Origin of the sequence: Chryseobacterium sp. S0630 (assembly GCF_024158915.1) — a bacterium.
In the GTDB taxonomy this organism is placed as follows: domain Bacteria; phylum Bacteroidota; class Bacteroidia; order Flavobacteriales; family Weeksellaceae; genus Chryseobacterium.
On the sequence record NZ_JAMZGF010000009.1, the window covers coordinates 98,399 to 120,879 of the forward strand.

The 22,481-nt window shown below is 35.6% G+C and carries 26 protein-coding genes and 2 tRNA genes; 4 read left to right on the forward strand and 24 right to left on the reverse strand.

The features are described from left to right. Nucleotides 1–256 precede the first annotated feature (256 nt). Together NK356_RS06445 and NK356_RS06450 are read right to left on the reverse strand one after the other, a co-directional pair. The gene (locus NK356_RS06445) at nt 257–1,678 is read right to left on the reverse strand and encodes a hypothetical protein (RefSeq protein ID WP_253316518.1); all 1,422 of its coding nucleotides are present in this window, start codon (nt 1,676–1,678) and stop codon (nt 257–259) included. A 171-nt stretch (nt 1,679–1,849) separates the two neighbouring features. Then, complete coding sequence (locus tag NK356_RS06450) at nt 1,850–3,343, reverse strand: hypothetical protein (protein ID WP_253316519.1); 1,494 nt, start codon at nt 3,341–3,343, stop codon at nt 1,850–1,852. Nucleotides 3,344–3,744: 401 nt separating this feature from the next. Here NK356_RS06450 and NK356_RS06455 point away from each other — a divergent pair, with 401 nt between their 5' ends. Together NK356_RS06455 and NK356_RS06460 are read left to right on the forward strand one after the other, a co-directional pair. After that, a complete protein-coding gene (locus tag NK356_RS06455) occupies nt 3,745–4,233 on the forward strand; it encodes a GNAT family N-acetyltransferase (RefSeq protein ID WP_051934571.1) in 489 nt (162 codons plus the stop codon). Nucleotides 4,234–4,391: 158 nt separating this feature from the next. Continuing rightward, the gene (locus NK356_RS06460) at nt 4,392–5,258 is read left to right on the forward strand and encodes an alpha/beta fold hydrolase (RefSeq protein WP_034698715.1); all 867 of its coding nucleotides are present in this window, start codon (nt 4,392–4,394) and stop codon (nt 5,256–5,258) included. 110 nt (nt 5,259–5,368) lie between these two features. On the opposite strand, the gene NK356_RS06465 is transcribed toward NK356_RS06460, so the two are convergent. The 5 genes from NK356_RS06465 to NK356_RS06485 all read right to left on the reverse strand — a co-directional run bounded on the left by NK356_RS06465 (nt 5,369) and on the right by NK356_RS06485 (nt 8,941). Further along, nucleotides 5,369–5,441: transfer RNA gene (locus tag NK356_RS06465), tRNA-Lys, on the reverse strand. A gap of 289 nt (nt 5,442–5,730) precedes the next feature. Then, a complete protein-coding gene (locus NK356_RS06470; protein ID WP_253316520.1) occupies nt 5,731–6,657 on the reverse strand; it encodes an alpha/beta hydrolase in 927 nt (308 codons plus the stop codon). A gap of 21 nt (nt 6,658–6,678) precedes the next feature. Beyond that, the gene (locus tag NK356_RS06475) at nt 6,679–7,596 is read right to left on the reverse strand and encodes an alpha/beta hydrolase (RefSeq protein ID WP_034698909.1); all 918 of its coding nucleotides are present in this window, start codon (nt 7,594–7,596) and stop codon (nt 6,679–6,681) included. Nucleotides 7,597–7,778: 182 nt separating this feature from the next. Next, on the reverse strand, nt 7,779–8,642 hold the full coding sequence (locus NK356_RS06480; RefSeq protein WP_034698725.1) for an AraC family transcriptional regulator: 864 nt from the start codon (nt 8,640–8,642) through the stop codon (nt 7,779–7,781). 226 nt (nt 8,643–8,868) lie between these two features. Then, nucleotides 8,869–8,941: transfer RNA gene (locus NK356_RS06485), tRNA-Lys, on the reverse strand. A gap of 328 nt (nt 8,942–9,269) precedes the next feature. On the opposite strand from NK356_RS06485, the gene NK356_RS06490 reads away from it, so the two are divergent. Both NK356_RS06490 and NK356_RS06495 read left to right on the forward strand, forming a co-directional pair. Beyond that, nucleotides 9,270–9,431 (forward strand): hypothetical protein, encoded by a 162-nt coding sequence (locus NK356_RS06490; RefSeq protein WP_156106559.1) that lies wholly within the window; start codon nt 9,270–9,272, stop codon nt 9,429–9,431. 137 nt (nt 9,432–9,568) lie between these two features. Then, nucleotides 9,569–9,790 (forward strand): hypothetical protein, encoded by a 222-nt coding sequence (locus NK356_RS06495; RefSeq protein WP_034698751.1) that lies wholly within the window; start codon nt 9,569–9,571, stop codon nt 9,788–9,790. Between the two features lie 18 nt (nt 9,791–9,808). On the opposite strand, the gene NK356_RS06500 is transcribed toward NK356_RS06495, so the two are convergent. The 17 genes from NK356_RS06500 to NK356_RS06580 form a co-directional block, all read right to left on the reverse strand. Continuing rightward, a complete protein-coding gene (locus tag NK356_RS06500) occupies nt 9,809–10,432 on the reverse strand; it encodes an ATP-binding cassette domain-containing protein (protein WP_253316521.1) in 624 nt (207 codons plus the stop codon). Next, complete coding sequence (modB, locus tag NK356_RS06505; RefSeq protein WP_253316522.1) at nt 10,429–11,112, reverse strand: molybdate ABC transporter permease subunit; 684 nt, start codon at nt 11,110–11,112, stop codon at nt 10,429–10,431. The genes NK356_RS06500 and modB overlap by 4 nt, the downstream gene beginning before the upstream one ends. After that, nucleotides 11,112–11,912, reverse strand: coding sequence for a molybdate ABC transporter substrate-binding protein (gene modA / locus NK356_RS06510; RefSeq protein ID WP_253316523.1), 801 nt, complete (start codon nt 11,910–11,912; stop codon nt 11,112–11,114). The genes modB and modA overlap by 1 nt, the downstream gene beginning before the upstream one ends. 272 nt (nt 11,913–12,184) lie before the next feature. Further along, a complete protein-coding gene (locus NK356_RS06515) occupies nt 12,185–12,409 on the reverse strand; it encodes a hypothetical protein (RefSeq protein ID WP_253316524.1) in 225 nt (74 codons plus the stop codon). Between the two features lie 45 nt (nt 12,410–12,454). Next, a complete protein-coding gene (moaCB, locus tag NK356_RS06520) occupies nt 12,455–13,360 on the reverse strand; it encodes a bifunctional molybdenum cofactor biosynthesis protein MoaC/MoaB (RefSeq protein WP_253316525.1) in 906 nt (301 codons plus the stop codon). A 37-nt stretch (nt 13,361–13,397) separates the two neighbouring features. Next, entirely contained in the window at nt 13,398–13,835 is a 438-nt protein-coding gene (locus NK356_RS06525) for a molybdenum cofactor biosynthesis protein MoaE (protein ID WP_253316526.1), read from the reverse strand. After that, entirely contained in the window at nt 13,832–14,917 is a 1,086-nt protein-coding gene (locus NK356_RS06530) for a HesA/MoeB/ThiF family protein (protein ID WP_253316527.1), read from the reverse strand. Before NK356_RS06530 ends, NK356_RS06525 begins: the two co-directional genes overlap by 4 nt. Nucleotides 14,918–15,004: 87 nt before the next feature. Continuing rightward, nucleotides 15,005–15,238 carry a MoaD/ThiS family protein gene (locus NK356_RS06535; RefSeq protein WP_253316528.1) on the reverse strand — a complete coding sequence of 78 codons (234 nt, stop codon included), beginning with the start codon at nt 15,236–15,238 and terminating at the stop codon, nt 15,005–15,007. Between the two features lie 10 nt (nt 15,239–15,248). After that, complete coding sequence (locus NK356_RS06540) at nt 15,249–17,312, reverse strand: TonB-dependent siderophore receptor (RefSeq protein WP_253316529.1); 2,064 nt, start codon at nt 17,310–17,312, stop codon at nt 15,249–15,251. After that, the gene (locus tag NK356_RS06545; RefSeq protein WP_253316530.1) at nt 17,309–17,875 is read right to left on the reverse strand and encodes a molybdenum cofactor guanylyltransferase; all 567 of its coding nucleotides are present in this window, start codon (nt 17,873–17,875) and stop codon (nt 17,309–17,311) included. Before NK356_RS06545 ends, NK356_RS06540 begins: the two co-directional genes overlap by 4 nt. A gap of 6 nt (nt 17,876–17,881) precedes the next feature. Continuing rightward, nucleotides 17,882–18,205 (reverse strand): winged helix-turn-helix domain-containing protein, encoded by a 324-nt coding sequence (locus NK356_RS06550; RefSeq protein ID WP_253316531.1) that lies wholly within the window; start codon nt 18,203–18,205, stop codon nt 17,882–17,884. Further along, complete coding sequence (locus tag NK356_RS06555; RefSeq protein ID WP_253316532.1) at nt 18,193–19,389, reverse strand: molybdopterin molybdotransferase MoeA; 1,197 nt, start codon at nt 19,387–19,389, stop codon at nt 18,193–18,195. Before NK356_RS06555 ends, NK356_RS06550 begins: the two co-directional genes overlap by 13 nt. Before the next feature lie 29 nt (nt 19,390–19,418). Then, complete coding sequence (locus NK356_RS06560) at nt 19,419–20,018, reverse strand: molybdopterin-dependent oxidoreductase (protein WP_253316533.1); 600 nt, start codon at nt 20,016–20,018, stop codon at nt 19,419–19,421. A gap of 66 nt (nt 20,019–20,084) precedes the next feature. Continuing rightward, entirely contained in the window at nt 20,085–21,089 is a 1,005-nt protein-coding gene (gene moaA, locus NK356_RS06565) for a GTP 3',8-cyclase MoaA (protein WP_253316534.1), read from the reverse strand. Then, the gene (locus tag NK356_RS06570) at nt 21,067–21,348 is read right to left on the reverse strand and encodes a DUF6755 family protein (RefSeq protein WP_253316535.1); all 282 of its coding nucleotides are present in this window, start codon (nt 21,346–21,348) and stop codon (nt 21,067–21,069) included. The genes moaA and NK356_RS06570 overlap by 23 nt, the downstream gene beginning before the upstream one ends. 22 nt (nt 21,349–21,370) lie before the next feature. Next, entirely contained in the window at nt 21,371–21,892 is a 522-nt protein-coding gene (locus NK356_RS06575) for a ubiquinol-cytochrome c reductase iron-sulfur subunit (protein WP_253316536.1), read from the reverse strand. Between the two features lie 11 nt (nt 21,893–21,903). Then, a complete protein-coding gene (locus NK356_RS06580) occupies nt 21,904–22,479 on the reverse strand; it encodes a 4Fe-4S dicluster domain-containing protein (RefSeq protein WP_149832750.1) in 576 nt (191 codons plus the stop codon). Nucleotides 22,480–22,481 lie beyond the last annotated feature (2 nt).

Genomic DNA, 22,481 nt, shown 5'->3' on the forward strand with positions numbered 1-22,481 from the left:
GGAGACATCCCAAGAACTCTTGCTCTTTTTCAAAAATAAGTCAAAAAATTGACACAAAACTACAATGACTTAAATATCAGGTATTTAAAAACTCAAACACACCATGTAGTACCCGTGTAGTATAGTCTTTTTTCTTGTTTCCATTAAAAATTTTCATATTTGACCACTCTGAGACCACTAAAAAAACCGAGTGGTGAAAAGAGAATATTTCGAGTACTGTCTGACCTGATAAATCAGACAGTTTTTTTTTGGATTATTATAAGGTATCAAAGAAATGATAAATATCTGTTTCGCCCGGAATATTCAACTTTTTTCTGATCCTGTATTTTTTCTGCTGAATACTCCTATGCTGAACCATCGTATAATTTGCTATTTCTTTAGAAGTAAAATGAAGTTTAAGCATTGCACAAAAAATCAGCTCAGAATTTTCAAGATTTGGATTAATGGTTAAAAGCTGAACGATGAACTCAGGATAAGTTTCTTTAAAACGATCCAGAAATTCAGGGTCATTCTTTTTACCGAGCTCTATAACTTCTTCCTGCTTATTATCATTCATTCTTATTTTCAGATTCTCAGCTTCTATAGCAAGAACTTTTTTCCGTTTTCCTAAAGCAAGAATAATTCTCCAGGCATATAATCCCAGCAGACAAAGACCAATAAACGACAGAGAAACAATCCAATAGATTTTACTTTTATGATGATTAGCATCCTGCTGGGCAACTGTAATAAACGATTCCATATCCTGATTGATAGTTGCCAGTAAAGAGGTATTGGTCCGGTAAAAAGCATCTGTATAGGCTTCCAAATAAAAATAGGCCTTTTCTTTATCACCAGTCCGTTCATATAACATTCTGAGATCATTATAGATATACTTACCATAATAAGCATAGACACGTTTTGTTTTATCATTGATTTTCAAGGCTTTATTCAGCGCCTGTTCTGCCTTATCATATTCTTTATAATAAAGAAAATATTCCCCCATGATGGTATTAGCATAAAGAGCTATTCCGTCCTCTTTACCTCTCATATTGGCTTTGTTGTAAGCCGTCGTTATATATTTATAGGCAGAATCCTTGTTTCTCCGTATATAAACATAATCACTGATAGCACAATCTGTAAGACCTGTACCATCCAGTTTTTTTGCTTTATGGAAATATTCAAGGGCCTTTCCATAGTCTTTTTTTTGAACAAGATAAATAGCCTGTCTGAAATAAATACTGAAAAGCAGATCGTTTTTAAGTTCTGACGGATCACTTTTCTTTATAAAGTTCATGGCTTCATTATTATATTGAAAAGCTTTATCAAGCCTTCGAAGCTCTATATTGAAACGGCCATAGACGTTATAAAACCTGGCTTTGTGTATGTTGTCCTCCGAATCATTCAGAATCTCTTTTGCATTATCAAAGAGAATTTGTGACTTTTGAAAATTTTCAAGCGATATATTAAGTTCTGCCAGATTGATATAGCAGAGCGCCTTCCCATCTGCATAATTCATTTCATCGGCCTTTTTGTAATATCTTTTATTAAGATTAATCAATGAATCATATGCTCCGGCAATTCTGAACTTTTCATTCTGTTTCAGCAAAGCGGTGTCAAATTTCTTTTCAGCCTCTTTCTTTGAATGAGAATGGCACGAAACTAAAACAAAAAGTAAAACAGAAAGAAAAATACGCATCATGTGTTTCTCTAATTAAGCTAAATTCCTATATAAATTTATGATTTAACAATGATCTTCTTAAGATAACGATTTTGTATAATTATAAAATTTTCAATGGTTATTTCGGATGTGATCAACACTAAAATCTCTTCATAAAACAGAATCCTCCTGCTTTTATTGTGATATAATGCTTTATTCTGCTAAGTTTTCAAAAAAATCATAAATATCTGTTTCCCCTGGAATATTCAGTCTTTTTCTGATCCTGTATTTCTTTTGTTGAACAGATTTATGCTGTACAAAAGTATAATCTGCAATCTCTTTGGATGAAAAACGTAATTTCAGCATTGCACAGAAAGCCAGCTCTGAATTTTCAAGATCCGGATTAATCTCCAGAAGCGACTTAATAAATTCAGGGTAGTATTCTTTAAATTTCAACAAGAAAGAAGAATCATTCCTTTTAGCCAATTCAATCACTTCCTGTCGCTGCTTTGTCTGGACATGGTTTTTCAACGTATCAGTTTGTTCTTTTAAAGTATTTTTCTTCTTTTGTAACCTATTAATTATTTTCCGCACATATACCCCTGAAACGGTAAGTACTGTGATAGACAGCGCGATAAACAAAGGAAGATCATTTTTATGCCAGTCTGATTCCTGCTTCATTTCTGAAATAAAATCTTCGGTAGCTTTATTCATAACGGCAAATCGTTCTGCATCAAACCTTCCCTCCTCTTCCATATATTTCTTCAGATAAAAATAAGCCTTACCTCCGTCATTTTTTTTCTTGTATAATTCTGCAAGTGCTTTGTAAACTTCTTTTATATGGGATGAATAGGTTCGTCTTGTCTTAATGTTGATCTCCAGGGCTTTTTTAAGGGCTTTTTCAGCCTGTCCACTATCATCAATTTCATTATAGTAATATCCCATTGTATAATAAACCCAAAGAGATTCCACATCCGTTGTTTTCTGGCTGATCATTTTTTCATCTGCTCTGGCAATGTATATACCCGCAGAATCAGGCTTATGGGTAAATAAATAATATTGTGCTACCATACAATTGGTATACGCCGAATTTTCCAGCATATTTGCTTTGGTAAAACATTTCAAAGAAGTTCCAAACCATCCTTTCCAAGCATAGTAAATTCCTTTGTTTACATAAAGTCTAGGCAGAAGTTTTTGGGTGAGTTTCGTTTTTTTTGCCTGTTTTAAATAATAAAATGCTTTGTTATTACATTCTATCGCCTTATCATTGAGTTTAAGGTGAGAATAATATAGGCTGTAATCATCATAGAAGACTGCTTTATGATAAGTATTTTCAGAATTGACCAGGTCTTTTTCGGCTTTATTGAAAAAAAATCGGGCCTTTTCATAATTTCCGGCGGAAACATTTACCCCTGCCATATTCAGATAGCAGAGTCCTTTTCCTCCTGTATATCGCATTTTGGCAGCTTTCTTCAGATATTCTTTATTAAGTTTGACAAAAGCTTCATATTCACCGGACAGCTGAAGTTCTGAACTTTCAGTCAATAGAGATATATCAAAGTTTTCTCTATCTGTATTTTGAGGTTCACTATGACATGAAAATATAACCAAAAATATTCCCATGCAGATTGTAAAGGCTATTATTTTCTTTATACCTTCTGAGTTTGTCTTTATATTTTTAAAGATGATTAAGTCAATTTTTCCCATCACCACTTTTCCCTATATATCTACATATCTACCTATTCACTTATTTACAAATAAGTTGATAATTTTCTACCGTTATTTAAATATTATTCCCCAATGAGTGTTATAAATATACATAATTTATCATGTTCCTTATGAAATAAACGAGTTATTTCGCAAAAATGTAACATTCAAATAAAGTAATGTAATATTCCCCCTTTAAACAAACACTTTTCAAAATTTACAGACTGCACTGATATGCTTTTCTGATCAAAAAAGGTATGTTTTGTTTATAATAAGACTATCTGAAATGAAAATTGTTACAAATAGATGAGATCGTTTTAAAATTTTAATCCATTATTTAAAATGCAGGCTGTATAAAAATGATCTTAATATTGTATATTTAAATGAAAAACCTGATTAGCATGAATATTATTAGCTATCGAAAACTTCTTTCCGAAGAAAGTAAAGCATACCGAGCAATCCGTCTGGAAAGTCTGGAGCAGTTCCCGGAATCATTTGGAGCCAACTATCATGAAGCTCTGAAAATTGAAAAATTTCAAATAGAAAGCGATATTGAAGAACAGAGTTTTGGAAGATTTGTATTGGGTGCCTACGCAGATGATCTGCTTATAGGCATATGTACTTTTGTTAAAAGTGACGAAAATACCGGTACTATTTACCAAATGTATGTAAAAAAGGAATTTCAAGGAAAGAATATAGGTCAGGGATTGATTGAAGCTGTTATTCATGAAGCAGGCAGACGATTTAATGATATTGAAATTTTTTTAGAAGTTGCACCGGGAAATGATAAAGCTTACAATTTATACAGAAAGACCGGATTTTTGGAAGTAGAAAACACTTCTGCCCACGATATCAGCAATTGTATTATGATGAAATATATACCTGAATAAAAATTGAATACCCCTCAACAAAATCCTGATGTAGAAACCTAGTACTGCATAGTTAAATATTATAATGGAATCAGGCTATTTACTAAATTTAACAACGAAAAAAGGATACAGCTATCTACCATACAATGTATCATTAATTTTTTAAGTTAAATTAAAACATGAAAACGGAAAATTTTGAAACAATATGTGATGATGGTGTAAAGCTTAAAGGTGTACTTCTTATTCCGGATCATCCAAAAGCAGTGATTCAGTTTAACTGTGGAACCGGAACAAAAAAAGAATTCTATTTGTCTTTCCTCTCCTATCTTGCTGAAAATGATTTTCTGTGCTGTCTTTGGGATTACAGAGGAAGCGGAGATTCTTTTTCCGGAAATCTGAAAACCTGTGAGTTTACCTTTTCAGATTATGGAGTAAAGGATATGCCTGCCATCAAAGATTTTTTAAATAAAAAGTTTCCCGATCTTCCGTTTATGATTGTAGGGCACAGTGCCGGTGGGCAGCAAATCGGATTTATGAAAAACCTGGACAATGTAAAGGGAATGATCAATTTTGCTGTATCTGCAGGCTATTATATGAACATGCCGTTCTCATACAGAATGAAGGCCTATTTTTATTTTTATATGTTTGCTCCCATAAGTGTTCTGATGACAGGATATGTAAAAGCCAAAACCTTTGGATTAATGGAAAACCTGCCCAAAAATGTAGTATATGAGTGGCGAAACTGGCTTGAAAAGAAAGATTATTTTTTCGATGCTCAATTTTACGGCACCACTGTCCCTATAGGGCATTTCAAGAATTATACATTCCCCATTCATCTATTCTGGACTACTGATGATACCATTTCAAGCCAGAAAAACACCGAAACATATTGGCAGCACATTGACAGTAAAGAAGATATCACTTTCACAAAACTGATTCCTTCGGAATTAGGATTAAAAAAAATTGACCACTTTGGTTTTTTCAAAAAAAATATGAAAGACAGGCTTTGGATACATGTCGTAGAGAAACTCAATCATTTTATTTAAACATGTAATTCTGAATGTATTCATCTCAACTTGTATTGATATCACAAAATTAAAATCTCAGTATAAAGAAAAACGGACAAACCATTATAAAATAGTTTATCCGTTTATTGTGACCCGGCTGGGATTCGAACCCAGGACCCATACATTAAAAGTGTATTGCTCTACCAGCTGAGCTACCGAGTCGGCCACTTACTTTTTTAAGTAAATCCCTTTGTTTAAGGGACTGCAAAGATAGAAACTTTTTCTTTATTTACAATACTTTCGCAAAATTTCAAGAACTGAATTTCGTTAACTTTTACAAAATCAGAGACAAAAATTTTACTGCTTCTGCCACAGATATAAATTTTAAATTTCAAATCTTCTACAACGGATCAAAAATAGACTATCAATAAAAAAGGATTATTCTATTGAACAATCCTTTTTATCATAAAAACCAGAGACCCTGTTAAAGCTACTTTCTTTCCTAAAATTCTTATAAATTTTCTTTGAAAAAAGGAACAACTTTTTCCAATGCCTGTCTTACCGGCTCAGGCTGGTCGTAAAGATCATAATGGGAAAAGCCTTTTATAACCAATAATTCTTTTTTCTTAGCTGCAGCACGGCGAATAATTTCGTATCCGTCTCTATATGCTCCGAATCCACCTGGTTTATCACCCACCACTACCAGGATGGGTTGGGTCAATAAGGTTTCTGCAAGATAAAACGCGTCCCAGCCCATTCCTATACCTAAACGTGAATATACAGCACTTGTGGCTCCTCCAACAGTCTGCCCTCTTGAAGTTTTATAATAATCCGTAGCCTCCAGTACATCTATATCTTCAATCCCGGCGGCTTTACCCGCTTCTACACTTTCAGGCAACATATTGATAGTCAACAAATCACCACCCTTGGCTTCAGAACTTCTTTGTGCAGCTATCTGGCCCAGGACTTCCATAGGGCTTCCGCCTGCAAAACCGTCACGTAAAAGACGTCCAAAGTTTACTCCGGTAATGGAAACCACTGCTTTAATACGGCGTTCAGTCATCGCAATATTCAAAGAATATGCACCTCCTCCACAAACTCCCAATATCCCGATTTTTTCAGTATCTACATAAGGCAGAGTTTCCAGATAGTCAATGGCATAACGTACATCGTCTGTACGCTGGTATGGATTTTCAATATATCTGGGTGTTCCTCCACTTTCACCCTGAAAAGAAGCATCAAATACCAACACAACAAACCCTGCTTCTGCTAATGCTTTACCATAAACATTTCCTGCTGTCTGTTCTTTGCAGCTTCCAATAGGATGCATGGAAATAATGGTTGGATATTTTTTATTCTGATTAAAGTCGGATGGAAAATGCAAAATTCCAGCATTGTCCCAAGCTATGTTTTTAAATGTTATTTTTTGTGTATTCATTGTAATTAAATTGGGTAATGTTTATAATTTTTCAGAAAAGAAAGTTACCAGCTGATCAACAGCCTCATTTACATTATTTTCTCTGTCGTACAATGACATATGGTTTGCTCCTTCTATGATATATTTTTTCTTATCTGAAGTTGCTGCAATCTTTAAAAGATCATCACTCATCCAAGCACTTCCTGCCACACTTCCTACAATTGCCAGCAGAGGTTGTGTGAAGAATGATTCTGCTTTATTGTAAGCATCATAGGTAATAATCTGGGTAAGGCTTCTTAATGTTGCCCATCCCGGAGCTGTAGGATATTGGCAGCGGTCTGTATGATAATATTCCCATGCTTCCCGCAATTCTTCGTTAGGAGCATCTTCTTCTTTCATAGGTGCTAAAGGCATAGTCTGCAGTCCTTCTTTTGCATCATTGGTTCTTGCACCGGCTCCTGCCATAAGATATGGCATTGCATCTGCATCTTTTATATTATTTTCCCAGCCATTACGAAACATGGAACCAATATTTACAGCGCTTACCATTCCAACAGCTTTAATTCTGTGATCGTTAATGGCTGCATTTGCAGTATATCCAGCACCGGCACAGATACCCATCGCTCCTATTCTTTCTGCATCTACATAAGAAATAGTGGTCAGATAATCTATTACTGCACTTATATCCTCCGTTCTGATATAAGGATTTTCCAGCTGGCGTGGTTCACCTGTACTTTCACCCTGATAAGAAGCATCATAAGCAATAGTGAGCCACCCTTTTTCTGCCAGTTTCTTTGCATATAATCCGGCTGCCTGTTCTTTTACGCCACCACCGGGATGCGAAACGACTATCACCGGATACTTTTTATTTTCATCAAATCCTTCAGGGAAATTGACAATTGCTGATAAGGTAATATCCTGTCCGTTTCCATTTTTAATACTGATTTTCTTTTGTAACATGATCTTATTTTTTAAATTAAAACATTTGTTATTTTGATAGAACAAAGTTACCATGAGCACCTGCTCAGATACGTAGACAGATTACTCTAAAACGGAGACTTTTTACAGTTTGTAATTTTTCTCCAATAAAAAAAGCAACCTCAAAGGCTGCTTAATATGTGAATAATTCAGATGTTTTATGGCTACATTCCTCGGAACACTTTTGGAGACATACCGGTTTTTTTACGGAAAAATCTCGCAAAATAATTAGGATAATCAAACCCCAGACTGTAAGAAATTTCACTGATGGAAAGTGACGTGTTTTTAAGCTTGTCTTTTGCCTGTTTTAATACAAAATTATGAATATGCTCTATAGGTGATTCGCCGGTAAAATGCTTGATCAGATCTCCAAAATAATTAGCAGACAGGTTGGCCTTCTGTGCAAAAAATGCAACAGACGGAAGACCTGAAACTTCTTCTTTCTGACTGAAATACTGTTTCAGGTTTTCATAAAAATTTTCAATTACTGAATCATAAATACTGCTTCTTGAATCAAACTGTCTGTCGTAAAACACTTGTGTATAAGACAAGATCAAGGTAATATAAGACAGGATAATATCTCTGGAATAATTTTCTTTTTGGAATTCATTATATGCCTTTTTATAAAGATCCCACAGGATTTCCTCCTCTTCTTTTGTAAGAAACAAAGCCTCATGGTTATTGTAGTGGGGGAAATTATATTCTTTTGCCAGCTTATTGATATATTTGGCGCTTACCAGAATATTATAACCGGACTCAGGAGTATTAATATCCCAATCCAGATTATTCTGCGGACAATCAACATACATAAAGGATTTTGCCTGATCTTCCAAAAAATCGGTTTTCTTAAAGTTCTTTTCCAAAGGAGGTTTTATAGCCAGCAAATAGAAATCTATGGTAACAAGATCAGATTTCAACCTTATATTTTGCTCGTTTTCAAAATTGATGATAAGCAAATCTTCATTTTTAGGTTGAGCAACGTTCAGATATGATGCAAATTCTTTTATATTAAATATTTTATTAGCCATTGCTTCAGAAATAATGTGTATACAAAAGTAGTTTCTTTATCTGCTAACATAAGGATACATTTTAAGGTAAAAAAGAAATATTTTACTGATTTTCAAAGACGAGTGCTTCATAATCTTCATCTTATTTATCGATAGTATAAAATAAGGCTATCAGAATGACGAAAATTAAAAATATTACATGGAAGAGAATAAAAAAAGCTTCAACGTGCGTTGAAGCTTTTTCAAGTGACCCGGCTGGGATTCGAACCCAGGACCCATACATTAAAAGTGTATTGCTCTACCAGCTGAGCTACCGAGTCGGCCACTTACTTTTTTAAGTAAATCCCTTTATTTAAGGGACTGCAAAGATAGAAACTTTTTCTTTATTTACAATACTTTCCGGACATTTTATGCCGGTGATTCTGCTAACTTTTACAATATCAGACATAAAAATTTTACACACCTTAGGAGGTTCTTAATGTAAATTTCAAAAATGAGCCAAAAAGACTTCCGTTGAAAAATTGAAAACAGCAGTGAATCCCTTTGCTACTCGCAGGCGATCAGTAAATCAATTTTATTTTCTTAAAATTTGAAACAGCCTTAATATCAATAATTTGTTTTTCTCAAAAAAAATCACTATATTGATATATGAAAAAAAATGAACGTCAGGATAATATAACACACGCTGGCAAAATTAACGAACGAACAAAAGCATTGGAAGTCCTTGAAAAAGCGAAAAAAGTACAAGGAAAAATTACATTTCTCCGTCAGGGAGTCGGGAGAAACTTTAAGCCCAAAAATGAGGAGTAAAGAAATAGCTGAATTTCAATTGCAAAAAGTACGAGTAGAATCAACTGGTCCGTTAATTTAAATAATCGGCCATTTTGAAACATTATAGCAAACACTATAAATAAAAAGACCTGCAAAAATAATTTGCAGGTTTTTTAATGCTTTTTGATGCTTTTCAGGATATATACGAAAGCCTTGAAAGAAAAGGAGTTCTAACTTCATGTCTTTTAGGTCTTAAAATCTGCAGCAGCAAAAATCCCTGTCCTATTCATGATTTGGCTGTTGCAGTGAAAGAAAAGGTTAAAATAATTTTCGAGTATAAAATTAAAGATTTAAAAGATCTCGGAAGTGTAATGAAAATGATGGAATATCCCGGTTAAGCTCATTGGTTTAAAAAATCATCTGATAACCAGTTTTTTATGAGCATAATCTTCAAATTCATTTTCGTTATGACTGATCACAAAAAAGGTTGATCCCTGGTTGATAGAGGTTTTCACGATCTCTTCTTTCATTATCTTCCTCATTGAAGGATCAACAGCAGAAAAAGGTTCGTCTAAGAGGGCAATCCTGGCATTCTGAACCAATGTTCTTGCCAGCGCAACTCTTTGCTGCTGGCCACCGGAAAGCCTGGAAGGAAATGCATTTTTCAGATTTTCCAGATTAAATATTTTCAAAACATGATTAATAATCTCTTCATTCTTTTTTTTCTGCGCAAATTCAATATTTTTCTTTACAGTCATGTTGGGAAACAAAGCATAGTTCTGAAACATCAATGCAATATCACGTTTTTGAGGTGACAGAAAGGTTTTGCCTTTTGTATCCGTTAAAACTGTATTATTTACTGTAATGAGTCCGGAATCCGGAGTAATTAATCCTGATACAATTTTAAAAAAAGTAGTTTTTCCAATTCCCGAATCTCCGGAAACATGTATAATACTTCCCGCTTCAAGCTGCTCATTAATCTCAAGAAACTGATTTCCTGAGGAGGTAAAAATCTGGTGCTTTATATAAATATCAATCATCGGAATGTTGTTATATTAACTTTACGGTTGATACTATAAATCAGTACCAAAGTAAGAAATGAAAGAATAAAAAGTACAAATGCATATCGGTTTGCCGCTTCAAAATTAAGCGCCTGAACCTGGTCATATATTGCAACGGATGCAATTCTGGTTTCTTTGGGAATGTTTCCGCCCACCATAATGACAATACCGAATTCGCCGATACAATGTGCAAATGTAAGAGCAATTCCGGTAATAACGGAAGTTTTTATGTTGGGAAGAAGAACTTTAATCAGAGTAACTATTTTGGATTTACCCATCGTATAGGAAGCCTGCCTCAACTCATCCGGTAATGAAGAAAAACCGTTCTGTAAAGGCTGAATCATAAATGGTAAGTTGGCGATGAGGCTTGCAAGAACAATTCCGTTGAAAGAAAAGGCAAGCCGGACATCAAAATACTGCTCTAAAAATTGTCCAAAAGTATTGTCAGGACTGAAAGCCACCAGAAGGTAATACCCCATCACCGTTGGTGGCAAAACCATAGGCATACAAATGAGTGCTTCTGCTATAAATTTTAATCTAAACCGTGAATATGTAATCCAGTAAGCAACAGGGATTCCAATGATGATTAAAATAATAGTTGTCACCAATGCCAATTTTCCGGTGAGAAGTAAAGTATATATAAAATCCTGATCTAGCATTAGAATTCAATTACAGGTTTGTAACCATATTTTTTCCAGATTTTTATTGATTTTTCACTTTTAATAAAATCGAAAAAAAGCTGTGCTTCCGTTGTTGTTTTTCCTTTAAGAATAATACCGCTTTGCGGAATTGGTGATGATTCCTGTTCTGAAAGCTCATAAAATTTTCCTTTTCCTTTCATTTCTTTTCCCACTACGTTGGAAAGAGCAACAAAGGCAATATCAGCATTACCGGAAGAGGCAAATTGTGCTGCCTGATTAATATTTTCTGCCCAGACGATTTTATGTTCAATCGCCGCATATAAACCTGATTTTTTCAAAGCTTCAACAGCATTTTTGCCGTATGGAGCAAATTGCGGATTGGCAACGGCTATTTTTTTAACCTTCGGATTTAATACCAGCTTCAGACCTTCGGAAACGTCCAAATTCGAGCTCCACAAAGCAATTCTTCCGTAAGTGTAGACCGAAGAATTACCGAAAGTTTTATTGTTACTTTTAAGCTTTTCAGGAAATGAAGAATCTGCTGAAAGAAACAGATCGAAAGGTGCTCCATTTATAATTTGCTGAACAAGTAATCCTGAAGATGCAAAGCTTATTTCAACTTTTCTACCATAATTTTCTTGTATATAAGCTTCCTTCAATTCTTCTAAAACATCTCTGAGGTTGGCAGCAGCAGCAATAGAAATCACAGAGGTTTCATTGCTTTTTTGGCTTCCGGATTGCTTTTCTTTGCAACTGAAAACAACTAGGAAAATTAAAAATATACTTAATACAAATTTTAACTGAGTCAATTTATTCATAACATTTACTGCATAAAAGAAAGATGTAAAATTATTATCTGGAACTTGTTTAAACTTATCAAAAAACATTGGATATTTATTAAAACCCTTAAGAATGATTTAAGAAATAAAGTATAGTTAAGATGAATCATTCTGATTTTAAGCTAAAGCGAAGCTTATCTTAATATTCTTAACACCTTAATACAGTCTTAATGGTTCAAAAACAAAAGTTTAAACAAATTGCTGATTAAAAAATAAGGTTTTCTAATCAATCAAAGTATGACAAAACAAGATTACTTTAGCTTTTCCAATGTTTTACATTTTTCTTTATCACCGGTTTTTATGACAGAAATATCAATATATTTCACGGCTCCACCACTTGATGATTCAAATTGTTTAGCTTTTTTATCAGCATATTCGGGGGTGTAGCCAATTCCCATAACGACTTTATGTCCGTTGCATTCTCCCATGGCTAAAAACAGATATTCTCCTAATGCGGATTGGATGTTGATGCTCATTTTTAAATATTTAAATTATTTTGTTGTGTTGATCTTGCTCCGTTCTTAGTGCTGTGCTCCTTTCACTATTTTATAGATATGAAGAATTCCCGGAAATATGGCATCCATTGATTCCTCAGCACCTTTTGTGGAACCGGGAAGCGCTATTACAAGAGTATCGCCAATCATGCCTGCAAGACTTCTGGAAAGCATTGAATAGGGAGTACGCAGCTGTCCATAGCTTCTTATAGCTTCTGCAACACCGGGGATTTCCCGCTCCAGAAGCGGACGAACAGCTTCAGGAGTTACATCCCGTTTTGACAATCCGGTTCCTCCGGTGATAATGATAAGCCTTGTCCCCTGCTCTACATCTGATTTTATTTTTTCCTGAATTTCCTTGATTTCATCAGGGATAACAACATAATCATTGATATCTACATGATGTTTTTCCAGAGCCGCAATAATCGCTTTTCCTGCTTTATCTTCTTTTTTTCCGGCAAAAATGCTGTCTGAACAAACAATTACAGATGCATCAATACCTTCCCCTGAATCTTTACTATCTGATTTTCCTCCTTTTTTCTCCAGCAGTTTAATATTTTTGATTTCGATATTTTTATCAATCGGTTTCAGCATATCATACATGGTGAGTGCAACTACAGAAGCAGAGTGCATGGCCTCCACTTCTACTCCGGTCTTGTAAATGGTATGAATTTCTGAGGTGACATGAATATCGAGATTCCTGATTTCAAACTGAATTGAGGTATATTCTATCGGAAGCGGATGGCAGTCCGGAATAACATCGCTTGTTTTTTTGGCAGCAAACAATCCTGCAGTCTTTGACATTTCAAATACATTTCCTTTCGGAACTTTGTGATTTACAATCGCATCGATCGTATCCTGTGAGCTTACGCTTACTATAGCCTCTGCAATAGCTTTTCTAAGGGTACTGTTTTTATGGGTGATATTGACCATTTTTGTATTAATTTATTGTTGAAACCTTATTCTATGTTTATCTGTTTTCTTTCCACGTATAGGATTGGTCTTCCAGAATCTCTTTTCCCCACAAAGGAATTTCTTTCTTAATTCTATCTACCATTTCGTCACAGGCATCGATAGCTTCTTTTCTATGCTCAGCAGAAGTGAAGACAAACAAACAGATCTCTCCAACTTTGATATTTCCTAATGAATGGTAGATATGCGCACATATCAGCTTATATTTTGAGATGATTTCTTCCCGGATATCATGGGCTTTTTCCAATGCCATTTCCTGATAAGCAGTAAATTCCATGGATTGAATTTTTTTATCATGAATCATGTCTTCACGAATCTGCCCCAGAAAAATACTGTGTCCGCCAATATTGGTTTTAACGGTATGTTTGGCGATACTTTCTGCAACAAATGAGGGACTGATAGGGCCTTCAATAAATATATTTTTTATTTTTTTCATGATAATATTGATTTTGCTCCGGCTGGAAAATGTTTGATTTCTTTTTCCGGAAAATAGGTTTTTGTAAGTTCTAATGCTTTTCTGCTTCTTTTTCCTGAAGCACAGATAAAGCAGAGATTCTCGTAGTTTTCTAATGTTTTCAAATTTTGTCCGAGGGAAGCTAAGGGAATTTCCAAAGCCTGAAATGAGTTTAATCTCGGCAGTTCATCTGCTTCCCGGACATCAATCAGAATACTGTTTTTCTGATTCAGGAATATCTGTAAATCTGCAGTTGACCGAATCTCATTTTCTTTCCTGATATTACAGAATTCTTCATAGTTGAAATTTTTAAATTGTTCAATTGTTTCGGGTCCTGATTTTTCTTGACAAGGATTAAAATTAACAATCATTGATTGGTAATTTCTGGTATTGAAAGACAACAGTTGATGAATCAGCACATCTTCCGAGCCAATTAACAGCTTGATTACTTCATTGGCCTGAAAAGTACCTATCACAGCCGAATGCGCTGGCAAAACTCCTGCTTCATTACAATCAGGGACTTCATTCTGATTGGGTGGTACCGGAAAAAGATCTCGATAATTGGTTACCTTATTGTCTTTTTCCACATTGAAAACAGAAATCTGACCTTCATGCCTGAAAATAGATGCATAGGCCAATGGTTTCTTCAGCAGCGCGCAGGCATCATTGAGCAAATACCGGGTGGTAAAATTATCCGTACAGTCTACAATGACATCGAAATTATGAATAATGGAAAATACATTATCTGATGTGAGCATTTCCTGAAATGCAGCCATCTCTGTATCTGTATTCATCTTATTCAAATGTTCAACTGCAGCAATTACTTTTGGTGTTCCCACATCCTGTTCATCATACAGAAACTGCCTGTGGAGATTATCCATCTCTACAATATCAAAATCAACAATTCCTATTGCTCCTATTCCGGAAGAAACCAGAATCTGAAGAACCGGACACCCCAAACCGCCTGCACCGACAACCAAAACTGAAGATTCAGCAAGTTTTTCCTGTGCAGTGATGCCGAAGTCCGGGAGTATCATTTGTCTGTTGTATCTTTTTAAATCCATTCTCAAAGAAGTTTTTATTTTCAACATAAGTTTAGCCAACGGCTGACTCAAAGGTTTTCATTCTTACTGATTATCAAACCATTAAAATCAACCTCCTGAATAAGGCGGCAACAAAGCTATTTCTGCATCACCGGAAATGGATTGCCCGTCTTCAGCCTTTACCCCGTTCACTACAATTAAAAATGTAAGTTCTTTTAAAGCCGGAAATTTTTCATACAACAGTTTTTTTAAATCAGAAATAGTATTGATGTTTTCTGTATCTAAATCATATTGACCTTTCCTGAAGATGTCTGTAAGTTTTCCAAATATTTTAAGTGTCATTATTTCATTTTTAAAAGTGATAATTTAATGCTGTTATGAATGATCTTCCTTCTTTCGGGTAACCATAAGACAGATAATAATTTCTATCTAACAGGTTTCTTACACCGAAGTCAAAGTTTACTCCTTTTACAATATTTACAGAGAGTTTGGCATTCACCAAAGTAAATTCAGGAGCCTGATCTCCTGTACTGGTTATATATCTTTTCCCATAAAATTCTACATTGACATTAAGGACAGAACGAAGCGACGGAGCTTCTAATTTTGTGTAAGCCATCATTTTATGGTTAGGAACATCGGTGAATTTCTCGTCACTTCCATCCGTCATATCTTTCATCTCAATATAACTATAGTTGGCTCCTAACGTGATATTCTTAACCGGAATATAATTCAGGGCCAATTCATATCCCTGAAATATTGCTTTACCGATATTTACATTCTGGATAATGGGATTTCCATTGTCCTGATGTCCCACTGTTCTTGCAAAAATGGCATCCCGTATCGTATTGATAAATCCTGAAACTTCATAGTTGAACTTATTCCCCAATTTTGCGGAATAAGTAAGGTCGTAAGCCCACGTATATTCTGATTTCAAATCCGGATTGGGAACCTGATTTCCAAAACGGCTGGAATATCTTTCTTTCTGAGAAGCAAATCTTGATCTTTTGGATGCAGATGCAGTAATGGTATGATTTTTAAAAGGTTGTATGATCATTCCTCCTTTGTAATCAAAGGCATGATCAGATCCTTTCGGGAAGTCATATAAAACATTTTTTTCTCCTGTCTCATAATGAGTTCCGTATTCCTGAGCTTTGATGTTGTTTCTTGCATTAAACGATGCCCCAACAACTGCTTTTAAAAAGGAATTTATAGCCACAACATCTTCTAAACCCACATAAAAAGTATTGTCTTTATAGTTTTGTTCCGGTTCTCCGGCTTTGAACTTTTGCCCTGAAGTGCTGTCAGCTGAAATTTCTTCGTTGTATTCTGTATGTGAATCATATTTGTTATTCACTGAAAGCGTAATGACATTATTTTTAACCGCTTCAGTAGTCAGATTGAGGATCGCACCTAATGAATAGTCATCATACACACTCGAAAAAGAAGAGTTTTTGTTGAGCAAAGTATAGGTATTATCGTCATACTGTTTCATTTTATTGTAATAGGTATCATAATATCCGGTAAAATTCAGGAACGTTTTGGGAGCCACTAAGGTCTTTGTCTTAATGTATATACTTTTCTTATCATATACCGGATAATCCCGCCAATTGCTGTTTCCTTTATTATAAGCATTGGGTGAGATATTCTTTTCAGCATTTTGTGAAAGAATACTCAATGAGTATTCATCTGTTTTGTTAGGTGTATACCCGAATTTAGCACTTAATCTGGCATCAACAGACCCTGAATTTTCTCTTTCCAATGACGGCTGTAGTTCTGTACGGTCAAACTTTCTGGAAATTAAATAATTATCAATTTTCAATATGGAAGCGGAACCCATCAGGTAATATTTATTTTGTCTTGTCCCGATGTTGAGCGCAGTAAAATAAGAGTTTATACCCGTCCCGTCCGCAAAACCTACGCCTGACTGCCCATCAATATCCAAGGCCTTTACAGGTTTTCTGGATATAATGTTCACAGCACCACCCATTGTATTGGGACCATACTGAACGGAAACCAATCCTTTTTCCACAGAAATACTGTTGATATCAAAAGTAGTGAAACGGCTCAAATCAAAATTACCGTCATAAGGGGTATAAATAGGAATTCCGTCATAAAAAACCGGTGTTCTGAGGGAATTAAATCCTCGTACCAGAATGCTTCCTTCATTCCTTGCTCCCATCTGAGTGATGCCTACACCCGGCAGTAGATTGACTGCATCTACCACATTCATTTTGTTGAAATCCTGCATCAGCTTTGCATCAATTCTGGTAATGGGTCCTTCATTTTTTTCTTTTCCATGGATATTGACCTCCTGAATTTCATACAGCTTCTGTAAGGTATCAGTTTTTATCTGCTCCTGTGCAAACATATTCAGCGAGAGCAAAATGGCACCTGCAATCACATAATTCTTTTTCATGATCTTAACTGTTTGATTAAAATTTCAGCATTCTTAAAACATTCCGGTGTATTGATATTCAAAAACTGATTTTCATATTCACCACTAAACTCTATATAACTGGCATTTTGCTGCTGAAGAAAATGCATCATTTTCAGATCTTCTTTTTCTATTGATTTTGTGAAGGCGTCCAGAAAGCGATAAGGGTAAATTCCCACAACCGGATATACTTTTTGTTGATACTGCGCTACGTTTATCCTGTTTCCCTCTTTTCTTTGAAGCATATTCTTTATTAATTCTGATGAAAAGAAAGGCATGTCACAGCTGCAGATAAAAATATCGTCTTTACAGTATTCTAAGGCCGAACAGATTCCGCCCATCGGGCCTTTATGAGCAATAACATCTTTAATAATACCTTTAGAATAAGGATAATCTGAATGGTTACCAGAAATATAAACCTCATCAAAAACCTGAGACAGATTGTTGATGACATATTCTATTACATTTCTTTCACCCAGCTTCATCAGGGCCTTGTCCTGACCCATTCTGGAGCTTTGCCCTCCTGCTAAAACAACTGCTTTCATATTATTTTAAATGGTTTCTTTTGAGAATCTCAAAAAAGACTCTTCTGCTGTTTTGAATTTTTCAACGATGAGTTTTCCGTAATCAGTGAGCTGGCTTTGCCCTCCGGATTTTCCTCCCGCTTCTTTTGTAACAATTTCACAGGAGGCATTAGAATTAATATCACGCACAATTCCCCAGGCTTTCCGATAGGGTATTTTCAGTGCTTTTGCTGCTTCTGCGATACTTCCCAACTGATGAATATGTTCTAATAGTCTGGCTCTTCCGATGCCGATCTTCAGACCGGATCCGGTTTCTATCCATATCCTGCCTTTGATTTTCAGATTTTCCATATTTTCACTTTTTCACCCATGTTTATTTCGGTGACCGTTTCAGAAAATTCTAACAGACAATTGGCCTGAGCTGCCGAATTCATTTTATAGGATTCCTGACCGTTGAGAATACGAACATTTCCTTTGGAATAGAATGCCTTCAGAAACTGAGTCTGCTCATTGCTTTTTTTTCTTACGCAAGATTCTGAAATAGCAAAATCCTCATCTTCTTCAAAGTTCTGACGACCGAAGCATCCAAGCAGGAATGGCTTCACATACTGATGGTAACAGGAAAAAACAGAAGCAGGATTTCCGGGTAATGCAAAAATAAATTTCTCATTTTTCTTTCCGAAGAACAGCGGTTTTCCAGGTTTTTGCCTGATCTTGTAGAATAATTCTTGAACGTCCAGTTTTTCAAGAGCAGGTTTCACATAGTCATAATCCCCCACCGAAATTCCCCCTGTTATGAGCACAATATCATGATGATGTAAAGCTTCTTTGATCGCATGAAATGTAGCGTCTTCCGTATCTTCAGCATGTTTTATAGTCGAAAATTGCTGATTGATTTCTGCTAAAGCCGCCTGCAGAGTATATCTGTTGGAATTGTAAATTTCACCTTCTGCTAAAGGATTCCCCACTTCAACCAATTCATTGCCAGTGAAAACAAGTCCTATTTTCAGACGCTGATACACCGTAACTTTTTCAATTCCAAATCCTGCCAGAAATCCGATCAATGCGTGATTGATGTATGTGTTTTTTTCAACAATCACAGTTCCTGCCTGTGTCTGTGAAGCTTTCAGACGAATATTTTCACCCTTTTGAATTTCATTAGTTTCAAAATGAATAAGATGTTCATTCTGTTTTACCTTTTCCTGCATTACCACGGTATCAACACCGTCCGGAATTTTAGCACCTGTAAAAATGCGAACAGCTTCTCCCCTGCCTAAAACAAAATCATTTTTTGCAACTCCTGCGGGAATGATTTGGGTTACCTTCAATTCTGTAAAATCTTCGAGGTCTTCAAAACGGAAACCATACCCGTCCATTGCCGAGTTATCGAAAGAAGGAACATCTAAAGTTGCCCGTATTTCTTCTGCAGCATAAAATCCCTGTGCTTCTAAAAGAGAAAGCTCCGTTTTCTCTGTGTTGAAAATTTGATTCTGAATGATTTTTCTGGCTTCGGAAACGGATATAAAATGGTTCATCTTTTTTCGTTTTGAAATTTTTCAATTGATTATTTTACTCTGGTCACTTCTATGCTTTTCAGCCATTTTACGTGACGTGGTCCTGTCTTGGTATCAGAAAGGCTTACCATAATCATTTCCCCTTTTTCTTTTAGTGGTTCTCCGTTTTGTTCAAACACTACATATATTTTTTCTCCTGCCGGATTGTTGAATAATTCTGCCCAGGAAAATGTAGCCTTATAATCATCTGAAGCGCGGGCAACAATGTAAAAATTACGGTCTTTGTGGTCCTTTTGGGCAATTTTTGCTTTATCTAAAATATCAGTAAGAAGAACAGCTTTTGTAGATGCTATACTGTCTTTGGTTAGACCGCTCTGACAGACAATTTTAAAGTCATTGAGTTCCTTCACATTCATTTTTTTCAAAGAATCTACGGTTAAAGTAAGCGGATTGACCACATCTCCTTTTACCTGTACTTCCCGGCTTACATATTTCAAGTCATCTTTATCATCGTGCTTATGGTTTTCTTTTTCAGAAGCAGCTTGTGAAGTTTCTGCATGTTTTTCAGCCTGAGCCGTTTCCGATTTTGTACATTGCATCATTGTGAATGTTATCATTACAACAGCAACGCATTTAATTAATTTCTTCATTGTCAATAATTACTGAATTCGGTATCGTTCGTTATGTCTTTTTTATCCTATCGGTTGATAAAAATTTTATCCTCCTATTTTGATCATACTCCGGTTAATCATTGATTGGTTCCTGACACTCTCCATTTCAGAAAATTGTCCGCCTTTTTCTTTATGTTTTTTGATTATACCGAGTTGTATGAGCTCTGTTATTTCTTCATTATTTCTGAAAGCTTTAAGCAAGTCAAACTCATCGGCACCGAAAAGGCAGTTTTTCATTTTTCCGTCAGATGTTATTCTGATCCGGTTACACCCTGCGCAAAATGAATTGCTCATGGTAGAGATCAAACCAAAAACACCTTTACTTTCTTCATTGACTCTATATTTTCTGGAAGTATCATTTTTATGATCTTCTATTTTTTCATACATGAAATGCTGAGAAATCATGTTGAGCATTTCTGCAATGGGAATAACTTTTTCCTTTTCCCATGAATTTCCGCTGAAGGGCATAAATTCTATAAACCTCAGCTCAATCGGATAATGATGGGACAAGGCAATAAATTCAGGAATTTCATCTTCATTGAAACCCCGCATGATAACTACATTAAGCTTAACATTAAATCCTCTTTTGATACTTTCTTTGATATTCGCCCAAACCGTTTGAAACAGATCTCTTTTAGTAATATATTTGAACTTATCGCGATTCAGAGAATCAATGCTGATATTGAGATTTTTAACCCCACATTCCTGAAATAGCTCAAAATATTTGTGAAGCAAAACACCATTAGTCGTTATTCCTATACTTGCCCCTAATGTTGAGATTTGTCGGATGATTGTTTCAAAATCATTTCTTACCAGCGGTTCTCCACCTGTAATCCGGATTTTACTGATATTAAATTCATCAACAAAAATTTTCGCAATTTCAAAAATCTCCTGACTGTTCATCAACTCGATGGATGGCGTACTTTTAAAAGGCTCATCCGGCATGCAGTACAGACATCTGAAATTACAGCTATCGGTAATGGAAAGTCTGAGATAATCATGTTTTCTGCCAAAAGCATCCAACAGATCAGTAGGCATTGTCTTTCTCATCTTCCTGTTTTTTATTTTGACCAGTCGGGATATCGGGTACGTATCTTAAAAAGAAAATGGTACATAGAAATATGATGACTGAGCCAATGGCTGAATAGGTTGAAAAGTCCAGATGTTCTTTGTCTAAAGCTTTATTGATGGTTCCAAACAGAAGCCACATCTGCAGACTTACCAGTAAAATATAAACACTGATAATGGCTACAAGCATTTCATTGACTCTGAAGGTTACTTTTTTTATGGGTTTCTTTCGTACTGACATCTTTATTTATTTTGGGGTGAATCTATCCGTGAGATTCTGCGGTTTGTTTTACGAAATCTGTTACGAATATTTTATCTTCTCTGATGACCACTGTAAGCTGCGGAAGTGGTCTTGGTGGAGGTCCTTGTATAACAGAACCATCCTCTGGATTGAAAAAGCCATGGTGGCAAGGACATTCTATCACTTTTTCATTATGATTGTATAAGACCGAACAGGAAAGATGGGTACATTTCTGTTCAAAAACTTTCCATTTATTTTCTGCCAGACGAATCAGCATATAAGGTGTTCTGTGGTCTTCATTGATATAGAAAGTACGCATTCCGCCTACATTGAGATCCGTAGTCAACCCAACGAAATATTCCCCTATTCCCTTTTCTTCTTTAAAAAAATTGAATGCAGGAATGGCAACATTGGCCAAAGCTAAAGTCCCTGAGAAAAAGGTAATCAATTTGATGAATTCTTTTCGGGAAACGTAGGCTGCTTCGCGTTTTTTAATCGGAAAATCGGCTTTCCAGGCGGGTATTTTTTTATTATCTTCTGACATTGTAATTAGTTTTAAAAGACTTTTAATTCTTCACTGCCTTTCGGCATCATTATATTTACTTTTGTGTTCACTATTTCTTTTCCGAAAATAAAGCGGTTTACCGGTGTGCTGTTCGGTCTTTTTTTAGCTACGTTTTCTCTGGTATCAAAGGTTAATGCTCCACTCGGGCAAACCGTGGCACACATAGGTTTCAGCCCTGTACTGGTTCTGTCGTAGCACATATTGCACTTCATCATCAGCATTGCGCTCTGATCCGGAATTTGTGGAACTCCGAACGGGCAGCCGATCACACAGTTGGCACAACCGATACATTTGGAAGTATCTGCAGTGTGAACGATTCCGTATTCATCTTTTGTGATGGCGTCTGCCGGACAAACATTGGCACATATAGGATCTTCACAATGCATACAAACCTGAACGGTAGTCTGAATTGTTTCTGCTCTGTCCACATAATGAATATGAATCATTGAGGTCTCTCCATTGGTTTCACACTCTGCACAAGCCATTTCACACGAGTGACAGCCTATACATCGCTGCATATCAACGAAAAACTCCATATCATTAAATCTTTCAAATTGCTCTGCCATAA

What these genes read in the sequence shown, in the direction of transcription:
- NK356_RS06445 (WP_253316518.1), bottom strand. Translation starts at nt 1,678, where the DNA reads ATGATGCGTATTTTTCTTTCTGTTTTACTTTTTGTTTTAGTTTCGTGC.
- NK356_RS06450 (WP_253316519.1), bottom strand. Translation starts at nt 3,343, where the DNA reads ATGGGAAAAATTGACTTAATCATCTTTAAAAATATAAAGACAAACTCA.
- NK356_RS06455 (WP_051934571.1), top strand. Translation starts at nt 3,745, where the DNA reads ATGAATATTATTAGCTATCGAAAACTTCTTTCCGAAGAAAGTAAAGCA.
- NK356_RS06460 (WP_034698715.1), top strand. Translation starts at nt 4,392, where the DNA reads ATGAAAACGGAAAATTTTGAAACAATATGTGATGATGGTGTAAAGCTT.
- NK356_RS06470 (WP_253316520.1), bottom strand. Translation starts at nt 6,657, where the DNA reads ATGAATACACAAAAAATAACATTTAAAAACATAGCTTGGGACAATGCT.
- NK356_RS06475 (WP_034698909.1), bottom strand. Translation starts at nt 7,596, where the DNA reads ATGTTACAAAAGAAAATCAGTATTAAAAATGGAAACGGACAGGATATT.
- NK356_RS06480 (WP_034698725.1), bottom strand. Translation starts at nt 8,642, where the DNA reads ATGGCTAATAAAATATTTAATATAAAAGAATTTGCATCATATCTGAAC.
- NK356_RS06490 (WP_156106559.1), top strand. Translation starts at nt 9,270, where the DNA reads ATGAAAAAAAATGAACGTCAGGATAATATAACACACGCTGGCAAAATT.
- NK356_RS06495 (WP_034698751.1), top strand. Translation starts at nt 9,569, where the DNA reads ATGCTTTTTGATGCTTTTCAGGATATATACGAAAGCCTTGAAAGAAAA.
- NK356_RS06500 (WP_253316521.1), bottom strand. Translation starts at nt 10,432, where the DNA reads ATGATTGATATTTATATAAAGCACCAGATTTTTACCTCCTCAGGAAAT.
- modB (WP_253316522.1), bottom strand. Translation starts at nt 11,112, where the DNA reads ATGCTAGATCAGGATTTTATATATACTTTACTTCTCACCGGAAAATTG.
- modA (WP_253316523.1), bottom strand. Translation starts at nt 11,912, where the DNA reads ATGAATAAATTGACTCAGTTAAAATTTGTATTAAGTATATTTTTAATT.
- NK356_RS06515 (WP_253316524.1), bottom strand. Translation starts at nt 12,409, where the DNA reads ATGAGCATCAACATCCAATCCGCATTAGGAGAATATCTGTTTTTAGCC.
- moaCB (WP_253316525.1), bottom strand. Translation starts at nt 13,360, where the DNA reads ATGGTCAATATCACCCATAAAAACAGTACCCTTAGAAAAGCTATTGCA.
- NK356_RS06525 (WP_253316526.1), bottom strand. Translation starts at nt 13,835, where the DNA reads ATGAAAAAAATAAAAAATATATTTATTGAAGGCCCTATCAGTCCCTCA.
- NK356_RS06530 (WP_253316527.1), bottom strand. Translation starts at nt 14,917, where the DNA reads ATGGATTTAAAAAGATACAACAGACAAATGATACTCCCGGACTTCGGC.
- NK356_RS06535 (WP_253316528.1), bottom strand. Translation starts at nt 15,238, where the DNA reads ATGACACTTAAAATATTTGGAAAACTTACAGACATCTTCAGGAAAGGT.
- NK356_RS06540 (WP_253316529.1), bottom strand. Translation starts at nt 17,312, where the DNA reads ATGAAAAAGAATTATGTGATTGCAGGTGCCATTTTGCTCTCGCTGAAT.
- NK356_RS06545 (WP_253316530.1), bottom strand. Translation starts at nt 17,875, where the DNA reads ATGAAAGCAGTTGTTTTAGCAGGAGGGCAAAGCTCCAGAATGGGTCAG.
- NK356_RS06550 (WP_253316531.1), bottom strand. Translation starts at nt 18,205, where the DNA reads ATGGAAAATCTGAAAATCAAAGGCAGGATATGGATAGAAACCGGATCC.
- NK356_RS06555 (WP_253316532.1), bottom strand. Translation starts at nt 19,389, where the DNA reads ATGAACCATTTTATATCCGTTTCCGAAGCCAGAAAAATCATTCAGAAT.
- NK356_RS06560 (WP_253316533.1), bottom strand. Translation starts at nt 20,018, where the DNA reads ATGAAGAAATTAATTAAATGCGTTGCTGTTGTAATGATAACATTCACA.
- moaA (WP_253316534.1), bottom strand. Translation starts at nt 21,089, where the DNA reads ATGAGAAAGACAATGCCTACTGATCTGTTGGATGCTTTTGGCAGAAAA.
- NK356_RS06570 (WP_253316535.1), bottom strand. Translation starts at nt 21,348, where the DNA reads ATGTCAGTACGAAAGAAACCCATAAAAAAAGTAACCTTCAGAGTCAAT.
- NK356_RS06575 (WP_253316536.1), bottom strand. Translation starts at nt 21,892, where the DNA reads ATGTCAGAAGATAATAAAAAAATACCCGCCTGGAAAGCCGATTTTCCG.
- NK356_RS06580 (WP_149832750.1), bottom strand. Translation starts at nt 22,479, where the DNA reads ATGGCAGAGCAATTTGAAAGATTTAATGATATGGAGTTTTTCGTTGAT.